This is a genomic window from uncultured Brevundimonas sp. (genome assembly GCF_947305955.1).
Taxonomy (GTDB): Bacteria; Pseudomonadota; Alphaproteobacteria; order Caulobacterales; family Caulobacteraceae; genus Brevundimonas.
Map to the genome: position 1 here is coordinate 15,010 of NZ_CAMZFB010000035.1, position 15,901 is coordinate 30,910.

At 63.6% G+C, this 15,901-nt stretch carries 15 protein-coding genes; 8 read left to right on the forward strand and 7 right to left on the reverse strand.

Annotation, left to right across the window (positions count from 1 at the left end; translation table 11 throughout):
- Nucleotides 1-17 precede the first annotated feature (17 nt).
- Both Q0Y42_RS09785 and Q0Y42_RS14075 read left to right on the forward strand, forming a co-directional pair.
- The gene (locus Q0Y42_RS09785; RefSeq protein ID WP_297803093.1) at nt 18-2,450 is read left to right on the forward strand and encodes a zinc-dependent metalloprotease; all 2,433 of its coding nucleotides are present in this window, start codon (nt 18-20) and stop codon (nt 2,448-2,450) included.
- Nucleotides 2,451-2,518: 68 nt separating this feature from the next.
- Nucleotides 2,519-2,674 carry a DUF2158 domain-containing protein gene (locus Q0Y42_RS14075; RefSeq protein WP_366108302.1) on the forward strand — a complete coding sequence of 52 codons (156 nt, stop codon included), beginning with the start codon at nt 2,519-2,521 and terminating at the stop codon, nt 2,672-2,674.
- Between the two features lie 33 nt (nt 2,675-2,707).
- On the opposite strand, the gene Q0Y42_RS09790 is transcribed toward Q0Y42_RS14075, so the two are convergent.
- Nucleotides 2,708-3,628 carry a LysR family transcriptional regulator gene (locus Q0Y42_RS09790; protein ID WP_297803096.1) on the reverse strand — a complete coding sequence of 307 codons (921 nt, stop codon included), beginning with the start codon at nt 3,626-3,628 and terminating at the stop codon, nt 2,708-2,710.
- A gap of 90 nt (nt 3,629-3,718) precedes the next feature.
- Between Q0Y42_RS09790 and Q0Y42_RS09795 the strand changes: the two genes are divergently transcribed.
- The 4 genes from Q0Y42_RS09795 to mmsB are packed head-to-tail and all read left to right on the forward strand — an operon-like array spanning nt 3,719 to nt 8,330.
- Entirely contained in the window at nt 3,719-5,221 is a 1,503-nt protein-coding gene (locus Q0Y42_RS09795) for a CoA-acylating methylmalonate-semialdehyde dehydrogenase (RefSeq protein WP_297803129.1), read from the forward strand.
- An 11-nt stretch (nt 5,222-5,232) separates the two neighbouring features.
- Nucleotides 5,233-6,369: an acyl-CoA dehydrogenase family protein gene (locus Q0Y42_RS09800; RefSeq protein ID WP_297803099.1), complete on the forward strand. Its 1,137-nt coding sequence runs from the start codon at nt 5,233-5,235 to the stop codon at nt 6,367-6,369.
- Nucleotides 6,366-7,415: an enoyl-CoA hydratase/isomerase family protein gene (locus tag Q0Y42_RS09805; protein ID WP_297803102.1), complete on the forward strand. Its 1,050-nt coding sequence runs from the start codon at nt 6,366-6,368 to the stop codon at nt 7,413-7,415. The genes Q0Y42_RS09800 and Q0Y42_RS09805 overlap by 4 nt, the downstream gene beginning before the upstream one ends.
- A 33-nt stretch (nt 7,416-7,448) precedes the next feature.
- Nucleotides 7,449-8,330 (forward strand): 3-hydroxyisobutyrate dehydrogenase, encoded by an 882-nt coding sequence (mmsB, locus tag Q0Y42_RS09810; RefSeq protein WP_297803105.1) that lies wholly within the window; start codon nt 7,449-7,451, stop codon nt 8,328-8,330.
- A 9-nt stretch (nt 8,331-8,339) separates the two neighbouring features.
- Here the strand turns inward: mmsB and Q0Y42_RS09815 are convergent, their stop codons facing one another.
- From Q0Y42_RS09815 to Q0Y42_RS09825, 3 genes are read right to left on the reverse strand one after another with little or no spacing between them, the layout of a single operon-like run.
- Nucleotides 8,340-8,756: a hypothetical protein gene (locus tag Q0Y42_RS09815; protein WP_297803108.1), complete on the reverse strand. Its 417-nt coding sequence runs from the start codon at nt 8,754-8,756 to the stop codon at nt 8,340-8,342.
- Nucleotides 8,753-9,049, reverse strand: a complete 297-nt coding sequence (locus tag Q0Y42_RS09820; protein ID WP_297803111.1) for a HigA family addiction module antitoxin — start codon at nt 9,047-9,049, stop codon at nt 8,753-8,755. The genes Q0Y42_RS09815 and Q0Y42_RS09820 overlap by 4 nt, the downstream gene beginning before the upstream one ends.
- Nucleotides 9,049-9,336 carry a type II toxin-antitoxin system RelE/ParE family toxin gene (locus tag Q0Y42_RS09825; RefSeq protein WP_297803113.1) on the reverse strand — a complete coding sequence of 96 codons (288 nt, stop codon included), beginning with the start codon at nt 9,334-9,336 and terminating at the stop codon, nt 9,049-9,051. Before Q0Y42_RS09825 ends, Q0Y42_RS09820 begins: the two co-directional genes overlap by 1 nt.
- Before the next feature lie 95 nt (nt 9,337-9,431).
- Here Q0Y42_RS09825 and Q0Y42_RS09830 point away from each other — a divergent pair, with 95 nt between their 5' ends.
- The gene (locus Q0Y42_RS09830; RefSeq protein WP_292051832.1) at nt 9,432-9,980 is read left to right on the forward strand and encodes a pseudouridine synthase; all 549 of its coding nucleotides are present in this window, start codon (nt 9,432-9,434) and stop codon (nt 9,978-9,980) included.
- Between the two features lie 69 nt (nt 9,981-10,049).
- Here the strand turns inward: Q0Y42_RS09830 and acs are convergent, their stop codons facing one another.
- Nucleotides 10,050-11,990 carry an acetate--CoA ligase gene (gene acs / locus Q0Y42_RS09835; RefSeq protein WP_297803117.1) on the reverse strand — a complete coding sequence of 647 codons (1,941 nt, stop codon included), beginning with the start codon at nt 11,988-11,990 and terminating at the stop codon, nt 10,050-10,052.
- Nucleotides 11,991-12,047: 57 nt separating this feature from the next.
- Complete coding sequence (locus Q0Y42_RS09840) at nt 12,048-13,403, reverse strand: DcaP family trimeric outer membrane transporter (protein ID WP_297803120.1); 1,356 nt, start codon at nt 13,401-13,403, stop codon at nt 12,048-12,050.
- Nucleotides 13,404-13,572: 169 nt separating this feature from the next.
- Between Q0Y42_RS09840 and Q0Y42_RS09845 the strand changes: the two genes are divergently transcribed.
- A complete protein-coding gene (locus tag Q0Y42_RS09845) occupies nt 13,573-14,190 on the forward strand; it encodes a response regulator transcription factor (protein WP_297803123.1) in 618 nt (205 codons plus the stop codon).
- 7 nt (nt 14,191-14,197) lie between these two features.
- Here the strand turns inward: Q0Y42_RS09845 and Q0Y42_RS09850 are convergent.
- Nucleotides 14,198-15,901 (reverse strand): PAS-domain containing protein (locus tag Q0Y42_RS09850; RefSeq protein WP_297803126.1); only part of this gene is annotated, 1,704 nt, incomplete at its 5' end.

Below are 15,901 nucleotides of genomic sequence, written 5' to 3' on the forward strand. Positions count from 1 at the left end.
GGTGGAAGGGGATTTTTATGTTGCGGGCATTTTTGATGTCGGGGGCCGCGGCCCTTGTCATGGTGGCGGCGTTGCCGGACGTTTCGATGGCGCAAGCTCCGGCTGCGGCCACGACACCCGCCGCCATGAGCGAGGGTCTGTTCGGGGTGCGGACCGATGCCCAGCGCGGCAAGGTCACCGCCCGTTTTGGCGCACCGGACGACAAGGGTGTTGTCGGTCGCTACCTCTATCAGCCGGGTCTGTCCGCAGGCATTGGCGTGGACGGTGTGGGACTGGACCGCTCGGGGCTGGGTCGTGCGCAGATCGTCGCCTTCAACGTCGTTGGCAACCGCATCTATGCCCGCTTTGAAAACAACCGCTATCGCGCCGAAGGGGCCAGTGCCGACGAGCAGGAAGCCGTGGCCGCCAGCTTTGCGACCTCCATCATCTGGTCGGGGGAAGTGCTTGAACGCCATGCCGACGGCAGCGTCAGTGTGGACCTGACCAGCTTTCTGGAACGCGACGCCGTCAACATCGCCGCGCGCCTGAAATCGGCCCGTCAGGGCAACTATAAGCTGGCCTCCAACCTGTCCTATCTGGAAGCGGGCGAGACGCTGGTCTTCCCCGACAATGTCGAGTTCCAGACGGTCCAGACCTTTACCTCGGACGAGCCGGGCCAGACGCTGAACCGCGTCGCACCCGATGGCCGCTCCCTGACTTTTGCCGTGCGTCACAGTTTCATCCGTCTGCCGGACGAGGGTTTTGAGACGGTACCGCATGACCCGCGCGCCGGCACCTCGGTCCAGCAGCTGGTGACCGACTACGCTACCGATCTGGACACGCCGGTGGTCAGCCGACTGGCCCGTCGCTTCCGGCTGGAAAAGACCGACCCGACGGCGGCCCGCTCGACCGTGAAGAAGCCGATCGTCTTCTACGTTGACCGCGCCGCTCCGCCCGCCATCCGTCAGGCCCTGATCGAGGGCGGCAACTGGTGGGCCAGCGCCTTTGACAAGGCGGGCTATATCGACGCCTTCCGTGTCGAGGTCCTGCCTGAAGGCGTCCATCCGATGGATGCCCGCTACAATATCATCTCATGGGTCCACCGCGAGACGCGCGGCTGGTCCACCGGAACCAGTGTGAATGATCCGCGCACGGGCGAGATCATCCGTGGTGTGGTGCAGCTCGGCTCGCTTCGTGACCGTCAGGACAAGATGATCTTCGAGGGCCTGTTCGGTGTGGATCGTTCGGGAACGGGTGCGGTCGATGATCCGGACCGTCTGGCCTATCACCGCCTGCGTCACCTCTCGGCGCACGAGATCGGACATGCGCTGGGCTTCTCGCACAATTTCGCCGCCTCGACCTTTGCCGACCGCGCCTCGGTGATGGACTATCCGGCCCCGTGGATCATCGCCCGTGATGGCCAACTGGATGCCTCCAACGCCTATACGACGGGCGTTGGCGCATGGGACGACTTCATCGTCGACTGGCTCTATGGCGGCTCAAGCGGTCAGGACCAGAAGGCCCGCCGTGAGGCCTTGGTCGCTGACGCGCTGGCCAAGGGCTATGTCTTTGTGGCGGACGGCGACACCCGTCCGCTCGGCTCGCTGCAACCGGCCTCGGCCATGTGGGACAATGGCACCGATGCCGTGGCCGAACTGGCCAATGTGCTGGAGGTGCGCCGTATCGCCTTGTCGCGCTTTGGCCTGAACAATATCCCCGATGGCGCGCCGGTGGCGGACCTGCGCCGCGTGATCGTGCCGATCTACCTTTATCATCGCTATCAGACGACCGCCGTGGCTCGCCAGATTGCCGGTCTGAACTACAGCTATGCAGTCAAGGGCGACGGCTTTGAACGGGCCTTGCCGGTGGATGCTGCAAAACAGCGTGCTGCGCTGGAAGCCCTGATGACGGTGCTGAAGCCGGGCGAACTGGACCTGCGCGACGACCTGCTGGACCTGCTGTCGGCCCAGCAGTCCGGCAGCTCGGATCGCCAGTTCGAAATCGAGCTGTTCGACGGCTATGTCGGCGGTGTGTTCGATCCGACCTCGGCGGCGGGTGCCGTGGCCGAGACAGTGTTCGAGACGCTGTTGGCCCCCGAACGGCTGAACCAGTTGGTCGAGCAGAACCGCCGCGATCCGTCGCAGCTGTCTCTGACCGAAGTGCTGGACCGTATTCAGGCCGAGCTGCTCAGCGGCACGGTCTCCCCTCGCCAAGCCGAACTGCGCCGCGTGGTCCGCAGCCGCTATGCGTCCTATCTGGCCAATCTGGCCGAAAGCGATGCCCTGACCGCCACGACCAAGGCCGCCGTTCTGGAGGCCGGACGCAAATATGGCGAGGCCCTGAAGCGCGTGCGAGGGGACCGTCTCGAAACCGCCCACGCCAGCCATCTGGCCAGCGTCCTGACGGGCGAAGTCTCGGGATGGACCGTGCTGAAGTCGGCACAGGCCGTACCGCCCGGCGCGCCAATTTAATCTGGGTATCCTTGTTATTTTTTGTTTAGCAATCAAATATAGAAGCTTAACAATAAGGGAATACGTGAATGCAAGCTGGTGCTACAGTTCGTCTGAAATCTGGCGGCCCTCTAATGACGATCGAATGGACCGACGAAGGTGGCGCTCACTGCCAATGGTTCGATGAACGAAACGAACTTAAAACCGGCTATTTCCCGCTTACCAGTCTCAAGCCGGATAACTAGTTGAGAATGCACCGGAGATATCCGGTGCATTTTCTATATGGGGTTCAGCCTGTAGTGTTGGTCCTCACATAAGGCTCTGATCCAGCGGGTGACGGTGCGGATGCGGGCGGTGTCGGCAAGGTCGCGGTGGATGCTGAGCCAGAAGCGGCGTTGCAGCACCACCCCGGGCAGGATGCGCGTCAGGCCACCCGACATGAAACAGGGCAGGACACCGATGGCCCCGCCAGAGGCGACGATCTCCTGCTGGGCACGGATGGAGGACGAGGCCAGCTGGGCGTGAAGGCCACTGGAGATTTCGTCCAGATAGTTCAGCTCGGGCGCATAGATCAGGTCCTCGACATAGCCGGTGATGATGTGACGGTTAAGGTCGTCGATGGCCGCGGGCGTGCCGTGTGCCTTGAGGTATGACGGCGCGGCATAGAGGGCGAGCTGATAGTCGGTCAGCGGTTCGGACACGAGGCGGCTGGCCTCGGGCTGGCTGAGGGTGATGGCCAGATCGACCTCGCGCCGCGTGGGCGACAGGAAGCCCGAGTTGGCGGCCAGTTCGATCCTTAACCCCCGCCCTTCCTTCAGAAGGTCCGGCAGGGCAGGGGCCAGAATGGCGGTCCCGAAACCTTCCGAAGCCGAGATGCGGACCGTGCCGCCGAGGGTGTCGGGCCGCAGGGCCTGTTCCCCGTCCGACAGGGCGCGTTCAGCCATTTCGATGGATTTCAGGAACTGCGATCCCGCCGCCGTCAGCCGCAGGCCCGAGCGGTCGCGCACCACCAGCGTGGCCTTCAACGCGGTTTCCAGTCGCGCCACGCGCCGCCCGACGGTGGCGGCGTCCATGCCCAGCTTGGTACTGGCGCGGCCCAGCGCGCCTGACCGTGCGGCCTCTGCGAACACCCGTGCGTCGTCCCAGTCGAACATCGGCCAGCCTTGCGTTTGTGCAGCATCCGTATTGCGTTTTTGCATTATCGCAAGCGTCGCTTGATTGATAGGACTGTCGTCAACGAACCGGACAATTCGGTCACCTCGGGAAACATCAAGGAAGGGCGAGACGCCATGCGCGACATCAACCACTTCATCAGCGGCCAATCCTTTACGGGCGCATCAGGCCGTTATGGCGATGTGTTCGATCCGAACACCGGCGAGGTTCAGGCCCGCGTTCAACTGGCCACCGTGTCCGAAGTGGACCGCGCCGTTCAGGCCGCCCAGAACGCTTTCGAGACGTGGTCCACCACAAACCCCCAGCGCCGCGCCCGCGTGATGTTCGAGTTCAAACGTCTGGTCGAGGCCAATATCGACGAACTGGCCGCCCTGCTGTCCAAGGAACACGGCAAGGTCATTGCCGACTCCAAGGGCGACATCCAGCGCGGTCTGGAAGTGATCGAGTTCGCCTGTGGCATCCCGCACGCCCAGAAGGGTGAATACACCTTTGGCGCGGGGCCGGGCATCGACGTCTATTCCATGCGCCAGCCGCTGGGCGTGGTGGCGGGCATCACCCCGTTCAACTTCCCGGCCATGATCCCGATGTGGATGTTCGGCGTGGCCATCGCCTGTGGCAACACCTTCGTGCTGAAGCCGTCGGAACGCGATCCGTCCGTGCCGGTGCGTTTGGCCGAACTGATGATGGAAGCGGGTGCGCCGGAAGGCGTGCTGAACGTGATCCACGGTGACAAGGTGGCGGTGGACGCCATTCTGGAGCACCCGCTGGTCCACGCTGTCAGCTTCGTCGGCTCCTCGGACATCGCGCACTATGTCTATCAGAAGGGGGCCCAGAACCATAAGCGCGTTCAGGCCATGGGCGGCGCCAAGAACCACGGCATCGTCCTGCCGGATGCCGACATGGATCAGGTGATCAAGGACCTGACGGGTGCGGCCTATGGCTCGGCGGGCGAGCGCTGCATGGCGCTGCCGGTCGTGGTTCCGGTCGGCCAGAAGACCGCCGACGAACTGCGCGAGCGTCTGGTCGCTGAAATCCCGAACCTGCGCGTCGGCGTCTCCACCGATGCGGACGCCCACTATGGTCCGGTTGTCACCCAAGCGCACAAGGAGCGTGTGCTGGGCTGGATCAATAAGGGCGTCGAGGAAGGTGCCGAGCTGGTCGTCGATGGCCGCGAGTTCAGCCTTCAGGGGCACGAGAAGGGCTTCTTCATCGGCCCGTCGCTGTTCGACCACGTCACGCCGGACATGTCCGCCTATAAGGAAGAGATCTTCGGCCCCGTGCTGCAGATCGTACGCGCCGCCAGCTTCGAAGAAGCGCTGGCCCTGCCGTCGAAGCACCAGTACGGCAACGGCGTCGCTATCTTCACCCAGAACGGTCGCGCCGCGCGTGACTTTGCCGCCCGCGTGAACGTCGGCATGGTCGGCATCAATGTGCCGATTCCGGTGCCGGTGGCCTATCACACCTTTGGTGGCTGGAAGCGCTCTGCCTTCGGTGACATCAACCAGCACGGCATGGAAGGCGTCCGCTTCTGGACCAAGACCAAGACCGTCACCGCCCGTTGGCCTGACAGCGAACTGGAGCACACGGATTCGTCCTTCGTCATCCCGACCATGAAGTAAGGCGGGCGGCAATGGACTTCCAACTGACCGAAGACCAGCGGGCCATCGAGGAAGCGGCCCGCGCCTTTGCCGAAGCCGAACTGATGCCGAACTCGGCCCAGTGGGACGAAGAGAAACACTTCCCCCGCGACGTGTTGAAACAGGCCGCAGAAATGGGCTTTGCCGGCATCTATGTCGGCGAGGAGCACGGCGGCATGGGCCTTGGCCGTGTCGAGGCGGCGGTGATCTTTGAAGAGCTGTCGCGCGGCGATGTGGCGACGGCGGCCTTCATCTCGATCCACAACATGGCCTCGTGGATGATCGACAGGTTCGGCTCGCCCGAGCTGCGCGAACGCTTCGTCCCGTCTCTGGTGACGATGGACAGGATCGCCAGCTATTGCCTGACCGAGCCGGGTTCCGGCTCGGACGCGGCGGCCCTTCGCACGACTGCCGTGCGTGACGGCGACCACTATGTGCTGAACGGCTCCAAGGCGTTTATTTCAGGCGCGGGCGCATCCGACATCTATGTCGTCATGGTGCGTACCGGTGAAGAGGGCGCGAAAGGCATCTCGGCTATCGTTGTCGAGAACGGCACGGCGGGCCTGTCCTTCGGTGCCAATGAAAAGAAGATGGGCTGGAACGCCCAGCCGACGGCGGTGGTCAGCTTTGACGACTGCCGCGTGCCGGTCGCCAACCTGATTGGCAGCGAGGGCGACGGCTTCAAATACGCCATGGCGGGTCTGGACGGTGGTCGTCTGAACATCGCCGCCTGCTCGCTGGGCGGGGCGCGTCTCGCTCTGGAAACCGCGCAGGAATACGTCGAGAGCCGCAAACAGTTCGGAAAGCCGATCGGCAGTTTCCAGAACACCCAGTTCAAGCTGGCCGACATGGCGACCGATCTGGATGCCGCCCGCCTGATGGTGCGTCGCGGCGCATGGGCCATCGATACGGGCCATCCTGAAAAGACCAAATGGTGCGCCATGGCCAAGCGCTTTGCCACCGATGCCGGTTTCCAGATTGCCGACGATGCCCTGCAACTGCACGGCGGATACGGCTATCTGAAGGACTATCCGCTGGAGCGCATCGTGCGTGACCTGCGCGTCCATCGTATCCTTGAAGGCACGAACGAGATCATGCGCGTGATCGTGTCACGAGAGTTGTCCAAATGAGCGAAGCCGAAGTCATTACCCGTATCGAAGGCAGCGTTGGCCGCATCACGCTAAACCGGCCCAAGGCGATCCACGCCCTGAACCGCGCCATGTGCGAGGCGATGATCGAGGCTCTGGTCGCGTGGAAATCGGATGACAGGGTGGCCTCGATCCTGATCGACCATGCGGGCGAGCGCGGCTTTTGTGCCGGTGGCGACATCCGCATGATCGCCGAAAGCGGCGCGGGCGATGCATCGGAAGCCAAGGCCTTCTTCCATACCGAATATCAGTTGAACCATCTGATGTTCGAATATCCCAAGCCGATCACGGCCATCGTGGACGGCATCGTCATGGGCGGCGGCGTGGGCATTTCCGAGCCTGCTGACGTGCGCGTGGCGACCGAGCGCACCACCTATGCCATGCCGGAAACGGGCATCGGCCTGTTCCCCGATGTGGGCGGTGGCTGGTTCCTGCCGCGTCTGCCGGGCCAGACGGGCGTGTGGCTGGCACTGACAGGGGCGCGTCTGAAGGCGGCGGATACGGTCGCGCTGGGCATCCATACCCACTATGTGGCGTCGGATGTTGTCGAGGCGCTGAAGGCCGACCTGCTGGCCAATCCGTCCGACCCCAAGGCCGTGGCCGACCGTGTATCGGGCAATGCGGGTGAGGCTCCGCTGGCCGCCTATCGTGAGGCCATAGACCGCCTGTTCGCCTTTGACACGGTCGAGGAAATCTTCGCCGCGCTGGAGGCCGACGGTTCGGAATGGGCGCTGAAACAGCTGGCGACCCTGAAGACCAAGTCGCCGCAGTCGCTGAAGGTATCCCTTCGCCAGATCCGCGAGGGAGCCAAAATGGCGACCTTCGCTGACAATATGGCGATGGAATATGCGCTGGGAGGCCGCGTCGTCTCCACGCACGATTTCCAGGAGGGCGTCCGCGCCGTCATCATCGACAAGGACAACGCCCCCAACTGGCAACCTGCCGACCTCGCGGGCGTCAGTGACGAAATGGTCGAGGCGCTGTTCGCCCCTCTGCCGCAAGACGAACAATGGACGCCGCTGGCTTAATCAAGCGACGCCGAAATTAGGGAAGAGACGACCATGACCAAGATCGCATTCATCGGCCTCGGCAATATGGGCGGGGGCATGGCGGCCAATCAGGCCAAGGCCGGGCACGAGGTGCGCGCCTTCGACCTGTCGGCGGACGCCCTGAAACGTGCGGAAGCCGCTGGCTGCACGCCGGTGGCCTCGGTCGCCGAGGCGGTCAAGGATGCGGAGGTGGTCATCACCATGCTGCCCGCCGGCCCGCACGTTCATTCGGTTTATTCGGAGCAGGTGCTGCCCAACGCGCCGAAATCGGCCCTATTGCTCGATTGCTCGACCATCGACGTGGAAACCGCGCGCAAGGTTGCGGGTCTTGCGACCGAGGCGGGCTTTGTCTTTGCCGACGCCCCCGTATCGGGCGGCACGGCGGCGGCGGATGCGGGCACGCTGGCTTTCATGGTGGGCTGTGACGAGGCTGTCTTTGCAAAGGTCGAGGCGGCGCTGGAGCCGATGAGCCGCATCACCATCCGCGCGGGCGACCACGGCGCGGGGCAGGCGGCCAAGATCTGCAACAACATGCTGCTGGGCATTTCGATGATCGGCACCTGCGAGGCCATCGCCCTTGCCGAAAAGCTGGGCCTCGACCCCGAGCGTTTCTTCGAGATTGCGTCCAAATCCTCTGGCCAGTGCTGGAGCGTGACCAGCTACTATCCGTGGCCCGGCCCCGTGCCGACCGCCCCGTCCAACCGCAACTATGAAGGCGGCTTTGCCACCGCCATGATGCTCAAGGACCTGAAACTGGCCCAAGACGCCGCCGCCAAGGCCGGAGCCTCCACCCCGCTCGCCGCCCAAGCCGAGGCGCTCTACGCCCTCTTCAATAACCTCGGCAACGGCCAGCGCGACTTCTCGGCCATGCTGGAGATGTTGCGGGGGAAATAGCGACTAGTCTCAAGGAGACTTGGAACATAGGTCGGTGACCACTTCTTCCAACAGCGTATCGGGAAGAGGGACTGACCATTCTAGGTCAGACACGCGCGCTAGGTGATCCTGCGCATTGTTCAGGCGGAAGCTGTCTGATTGGATCAGTCGTGTCCGACTTCCTGAACAATCAATCTGAACGAGGTCGATATGAGAGAGGGCTCCTACAGAATCTGCGTGAGCATACTCATACCGCAACCACACATGGTGAGGTTGAAGAGCATTTCGCTTGAGGACGATTGTGGAGCCATCTTGTCGATGACGAGCAATATCCCACTCACCCTGATGGATACTGATACCATTTGAATGGACCAGCGGGAATTCCCTGAAATCTTCTTGGCTGAGCGCCAAAATCGCAACCATAAAGGCTGCCTCAAGTACGCTCATGCCGCCAGTTCCCCGACCTTGATGTCGTCCTGATGGGCGCGGGCTTGGGACAGGTCGTAGCGGGCCTGCATGCGCATGAGGGTGTCGGCGCTGATGCCGAACAGCTTTTCAAACCGGATCGCCATTTCGGCGGACAGGCCCGCATTGGCGTTCAGCAGGTTGCTGGCGGCCTGACGGGTGACGCCCAGAGCCTTGGCGAGGGTGGTGACGGTGATCTCGCGCGGGGTGACGAATTCGTCGCGCAGCCATGAACCGGGATGCACCGCAAAGCTGCTGTGAAGCTTGATAGCCATCAGTGGTAATCCTCCAAATCCATGTCCTCGATCATGAGGGCAGAGTTCACTTTGAACGTCAGTCGCCAGTTCCGCGTCACCGTTAGGGCCCATGTGCCTTCGCGGTCGCCCTTGAGCTTGTGCGCCCCGAAGTTCGGCGGGATCAGCAACTCGTCCTCGGCTTCGATAGCGACGATGTAGGCCAGCATATTGCGCAACCGACCGACGACATTGGCGGGCAGACCCTTGGCCTGACCTGTCTCGGCGAAGTGGCGCAATGCCTTGTGCCTGATGCTCTCTATCTCCACGTCCTAACAGTGCCGTGCAAAATGCACAGTGTCAAGTGACGCTTGACGGTCGGTAAATGCCATGACGCCGCCCCGCCTTAAGGCTACAAGGCGGCATGACCCTGATCCTGTTTAACAAGCCGTTTGATGTGCTGAGCCAGTTTACCGACAAGGGAACGGAAGGCAGCGCGCGGCGGACCCTGTCCGAATTCATCTCTGTGCCGAACGTCTATCCGGCGGGGCGGCTGGATCGGGATAGCGAAGGCCTGATGCTGCTGACCGACGACGGGCGGTTGCAGTCGCGCATTACCGAGCCGCGCTACAAGACCAAGAAAACCTATCTGGCGCAGGTCGAGGGCATCGCCACCGAAGAGGCGCTTGAGAAACTGCGTCGCGGGGTGATGCTGAAAGACGGCATGACCCGCCCAGCCGAGGTCGAGCTGATCGACGATCCGCAACTGTGGGAGCGCGTGCCGCCCATCCGCGTGCGCAAGACTGTGCCGGACTGCTGGATCAAGGTGACGATTTCCGAAGGCCGTAACCGCCAAGTGCGCCGTATGTGCGCGGCGGTCGATCTGCCGTGCCTGCGTCTGGTGCGCTGGCGCGTCGGCAACTGGTCGCTGGACGGCCTTGCGCCGGGCGAGTGGAAGGAAGTCGAACGCTGAATATGAAAAGCCCCGAACCAGCTGGCGATCTGGTTCGGGGCTTTGCCGTCTCGGAGCTGGCGGGGGACGTCAGGCTCCGGCGCGGTTCTTGACCAGATCGTCCACGACGGACGGATCGGCGAGGGTGGAGGTGTCGCCCAGAGCGCCCACCTCGTTCTCGGCGATCTTGCGCAGGATGCGGCGCATGATCTTGCCCGAGCGGGTCTTGGGCAGGCCGGGAGCCCACTGGATGACATCGGGCGCGGCAATGGGGCCGATCTCGCCCCGCACATGGGCGACGAGGGCCTTGCGAAGCTCCTCGGTCGGCTCCGTGCCCGCGTTCAGCGTCACATAGGCATAGATGCCCTGACCCTTGATATCGTGCGGGAAGCCGACCACGGCGGCCTCGGCCACGTCGTCATGCGAGACGAGGGCGCTTTCGACCTCGGCGGTGCCCATACGGTGGCCCGATACATTGATCACATCATCGACGCGGCCGGTGATCCAGTAATAGCCGTCCTCGTCGCGGCGGCAGCCGTCGCCGGTGAAATACTTGCCCGCATAGGTCGAGAAATAGGTGTCGAAGAAGCGCTGGTGGTCGCCATAGACGGTGCGCATCTGGCCGGGCCAAGAGTCGGTGATGCACAGATTGCCCTCGGTCGCGCCGCTTAGGACCTTTCCTTCGGCATCGACGATTTCCAGCTCGACACCGGGAAGCGGCTTGGTCGCCGAGCCGGGCTTGAGGTCCGTCGCACCGGGCAGAGGCGAGATCAGGATGCCGCCCGTTTCGGTCTGCCACCATGTGTCGACGATGGGCAGCTTAGCGTCGCCTACAACTTCGTAATACCAGCGCCACGCCTCGGGGTTGATCGGCTCGCCGACGGTGCCCAGCAGGCGAAGGCTGGCGCGGCTCGACGCCTTCACCGGCGCATCGCCTTCCTTCATCAGGGCGCGAAGGGCGGTGGGGGCGGTGTAGAAGACATTGACCTTGTGCTTGTCGATTACTTCCCAGCAGCGCGACACGGTCGGATAGTTGGGCACGCCCTCGAACATCAGGGTCGTGGCCGCATTCGAGAGCGGACCATAGACGCCGTAAGAGTGGCCCGTCACCCAGCCCACATCGGCGGTGCACCAATAGACCTCGCCCGGCCGGTAATCGAACACGTGCTGGTGCGTCCACGATGCCCAGACAAGGTATCCGCCCGTGGTGTGCAGCACGCCCTTGGGCTTGCCCGTTGAACCCGAGGTATAGAGGATGAACAGCGGGTCTTCCGCCTTCATCGGCACGGGCGGACAATCGGGGCTGGCGGCGTCAACGGCTGACTTCCAGTCGATGTCGCGGCCTTCAACCATCGGCACCTCGGCGTCGGTGTGGCGAAGGACCAGAACCTTCTGCACACCCGATACCTTTTGCAGGGCGGCATCGACATTGGCTTTCAGCGGGACCTTCTTGCCACCGCGACAGCCTTCGTTGGCGGTGATGACAAAGGTAGAGGCGCAGTCCTCGATCCGGCCCGCGATGCTATCCGGCGAGAAGCCGCCAAAGATCACCGCATGGATGGCCCCGATACGGGCGCAGGCCAGCATGGCATAGGCCGCTTCGGGCACCATCGGCATGTAGAGGGTGACGCGGTCGCCCTTCTTCACGCCCTGCGATTTCAGCACATTGGCGAGGCGGCTGACCTGATCATGTAGTTCGCCATAGGTGATGCGGCGGCTGTCGGTCGGCTCGTCGCCCTCCCAGATGATGGCGACCTCGTCCCTGCGGGCGGGCAGGTGGCGGTCGATGCAGTTGGCCGAGACGTTCAGCACCCCGTCCTCGAACCATTTGATGCGGAAGTCGTCCTTGTTAAAGGACACGTCCTTGATCCGGGTCGGGAAGGTCATCCAGTCGAGGCGCTTGGCCACATCGGTCCAATAGGCGACGGGATTGTCGCGTGCCTCCTTTCGAGCCGCTTCATAGGCAGCGGCGTCCATGAATGAACGGGCGGCCAGTTCACTGGATACTGGGTAGACAAGCGGATCGTGCACGCGATTTTTCCTCCGATGGGTCTTGTCGGCCTCTGGTGGGATCGAGGCCGTTCAAGATTAGAAGCCGTATTTGGCGAACAGGGTCAGACGGGTCATGTCGCCCGACAGATTGTTCTCAAGCTTTCGCTCACCGAACATGAGTTCGGCACCGACATCCAGCCCCGCAAGGGGGGTGTAGATCAAGTTCCCGCGAATGCTGGAGGCCGACTTGGTGACGGCCAGCCCTGTCAGGGACGTCGGATTGTCGATCGACTGGTGCGCCAGCATGACCGATGAGCGCCAGCCCGGCGACCAGACGTGGCGATAGCCGACATAGCCGCCGATGACCCCGATGGCTTCCAGATCGCCGGTGCTGTCCAGCACGGCGTCGTTGGACAGGTTCAGGCCCAAATAGCGCCCGATGCCCTCACCGCCGGTCAGGACAAAGCGGATGTCATCCTGAGAGCCGACCTTGATCTTGCCCGTCGCAGACAGGCCCCAGCCCAGAACCGAGCTGTCGATATTGGCGGCGGGGTTTTCGTGGCGCAGTTGGCGAACCAGACCGGACATCTGGAACTCGCCCCACGGACGGGTCACCAGATAGCGGGCCACGATGTCCGGCATCAGATTGTCGTCAGAGACGATCCGTGCGCCACCGCCGAAGGGCGTGAGCGTGGTCTCGGGGTTTTCAACGGCGATGGCGAACGGGCCGCGGGTATAGCGGACCTGTGGCTGGCGAACGATCAGCGAGCCTTCGACCGGACCGACATAGTCGGCGGTTTCCGGCATGGTGTTCAGATTGACGAAGGTCGTCCATTCCTGACCGATCAGCCAGTTGTCGAAGGTGACAAAGGCGCGGCGCAGGGCCGGGGTAGAGGGGTTGGTCGTTCGTTGGTCACCCGTGCCGGGCAGGCTCTGGAAGTCCATCTCCAGACGCGCGCCGACCTTGTGACCGGAGACATTGCCGTCCGCCGTCAGCCAGAAGCGAGACTGGCGGGCGCTGAAATCGGTTTCGGCCCCTTCGGACTGGCCGCCCACGGGGATGGAGCCGGGCAGGTAGAAGTCGCCGATGGTGTCGCCTGCGGGCGGCGAGCCATCGGAATAATGGCTGATGCGGGCATCGGTCTTGATGAAGCCGCCGAAGTTGAGCGTCAGATCGCCGACCTGAAAGCCCTTGGTCGGGCTGGCCGAACGGGCGGCAACTGGGGCGGGCGGCGGCGTGTTCTGGATGCGGATGATGTCATCCGCCAAGGCCTGGTTCTGGACCTGCTGGCTGGCCTGATTTTCTCGGATAGCGGCCTTTAGCTCGCCCAATTCGGCCTCTAGCTGGGCAATACGGGCTTCGAGCGCGGCGCTGTTATCCTGCGCCGAGGCAGACGTTGCGGTGAGGAGCGCAGCAAACGCCACGCCGCCCCAAAGGCGGTGGTTAGCCATATTTTCCTCCCGGTCCTGTCTTTTTTTGCAGGTCCCGAAGGCACTTTTCCGCGTGACGGTGGTTTCTGACATTAGCAAATGGTCTAATCTCGACCAAAGTCGGGACATGTCATTCTGTCGCCACGACAGTCGGACAAGTCTTGTCAGACAACTTGATGGAAGGACGTTCATGGATCGCATCGTCGTCGCTGACGATCACCCCCTGTTCCGTGAAGCGCTTGTCTCGGCCGTGCGTAAGGCGCGCCCGCAGGCAGGGGTGGTGGAATGCTCGAGCTTTGCAGAGGCCGATGCGGCCCTGTCGGCGGAGCCGGTGGATTTGTTGCTGCTGGACCTGAAGCTGTCCGATGTTGAGGGCATGACAGGGCTGAACCTTGTGCGCGCCAACCATCCTGCCGTTCCGGTGGTGGTGGTGTCGGCCAGCGAGGAGCCGCATACGGTTCGCCGTGCGCTGGCTGTCGGCGCTTCGGGCTTTATCCCGAAGTCGGCCGCGCTGGACACCATGGTCGAGGCCATCAGCCAGGTGCTGGAAGGCGAGACCTGGGCACCGGATGTCGGTGAGGCCGAGGGCGAGGAGGCCGATCTGCAAAGCCGGATCGCCAGCCTGACCCCGTCGCAGCTGCGCATCCTAGAGGGCCTGAAAGCGGGCCGTCTGAACAAGCAGATCGCCTATGACCTCGGCGTGACCGAGGCTACGATCAAGGCGCACCTGACCAGCGTCTTCCGCAAACTGGGCGTGCAGAACCGCACCCAGGCTGTGATCCTGTCCCAGCAGATCGATCTGGGTTAAGCGGCCTTTAGCCGTTCAGGAAGGCTTTCAGCGCCGCTGGCTTGACCGGTTTGGGCAGCAGGACCGCACCGACTTCGGCGGCTTCTGCGCCCACCCGCTCATGGTTGGCGGCGGTGATAAGCGCGATGCGGCGGACCTTGCGCCGCTTGAGCTGGCGGATGATTTCAAGTCCGTCCGGCTCGTTCTCGCCCAGATGCAAATCGACCAACGCCGCGTCGAACGGACCCTTGAGTGACAGGGCTTCGGTGGCGGAGTTGGCGACCGTCGGGATGGCCCCCCAGCGTTTCAACAAGGCTTCCAGTGCCGTGGTGATGGCGGTTTCGTTGTCCACGCACAGCACCCGCTTGCCAAACAGGGGCGTGCGCGAGGTGGCGACCGTATCGGCGGGCGTCATGACTGCGGTGGTGCGCGGCGTCGATATCCAGAAGGATGTGCCGTGGCCCACCTCGGACTTGAAGCCGAGTGGGTGGCCCAGAAGGTGCGACAGGCGCTGCACGATGGCCAGCCCCAGACCTGCGGCCGGTTCATCGACAGGCGCCCCCGGAAGCCGGACGAACTCGCCAAAGATCTTGTCGCGGGCCTCCTTGGGGATGCCGCGCCCAGTATCCACCACCACGATGTCGGCGCGACCGCCCTTGCGACGGGCACCCACAACCACGGCCCCCTTGTCGGTATAGCGGATGGCGTTGGCCACAAGGTTCTGCAGCATGGAGCGCAGCAGGTCGCGGTCGGTCGAAATCCACAGGCGCGACGGGTGGACCCGCAGCTCCAGCCCCTTGGCATTGGCGATGGGCGTAAACTCGCGCGCGATGTCGGTGAACAGCTGATCCAGCGCCAGCGGGCCGATGTTCGGCTCAACCCCGCCGGATTCCAGCTTTGACAGATTAAGCAGGGCCGTCAGCAGGCGGTGTGCGCTTTCAATCGAGCGGTCGGCATTAATGGCCAGTGCCTGTGACTCGCTTTGCGCGACATTGGGGTCTTCGCGCAAGGCACCGATGAACAGGCGTGCGGCGTGAAGCGGCTGCAACAGGTCGTGGCTGGCTGCCGCCAAGAAGCGCGTCTTGGAGGCGGTGGCGCGTTCGGCCATTTCCACGGCGGCCTTCAGCTGGGTGGTGCGTTCGGTGACGCGGGCTTCCAGCTGTTCATTGGCTTCCTCCAGCTGGCGGGCGGCGCGGCGCAGGTCCGTGATGTCGGTGTAGGACGTCACATAGGCACCGCCCGGCAGCGGCTCGCCGATCACGCGCAGGATGCGGCCATCAGGCCCCTCGCGTTCATGGAAGTGGTGCTGGCGGCGCGACAGGGCTTCGAGGCGGCGGGCCACCCACGACTCCACCCGCTCCGAGACAAGGGCGATCTCGCCCCGCTCGACATTGTACCGATAGACATTGGCGATCGGCATGCCGACGTGCAGGAAGTCGTGCGGCAGGCCGAACATCTCCACATAGGGCCGGTTCCACGCGACGAGGCGCAGTTCCTCGTCCACCACGGCGACGCCCTGATCGATATTGTCCAGAGTGGTCAGCAGGAGCTGGCGGTTGAACTGGACCGCCTGCGACGCTTCGTCCAGCATCCGCACCACGTCCTCGGGCGCACGCCCACCGCCGGACAGGGCCGCCCCGATCACGCGGCGCGCCGCCACAGCCCCCAGTGCGCCCGCCAGCATGCGCTCGGCGGCGCGGGTGCGCTCCTCGTAGCCGCGCAGGCCGTCCTT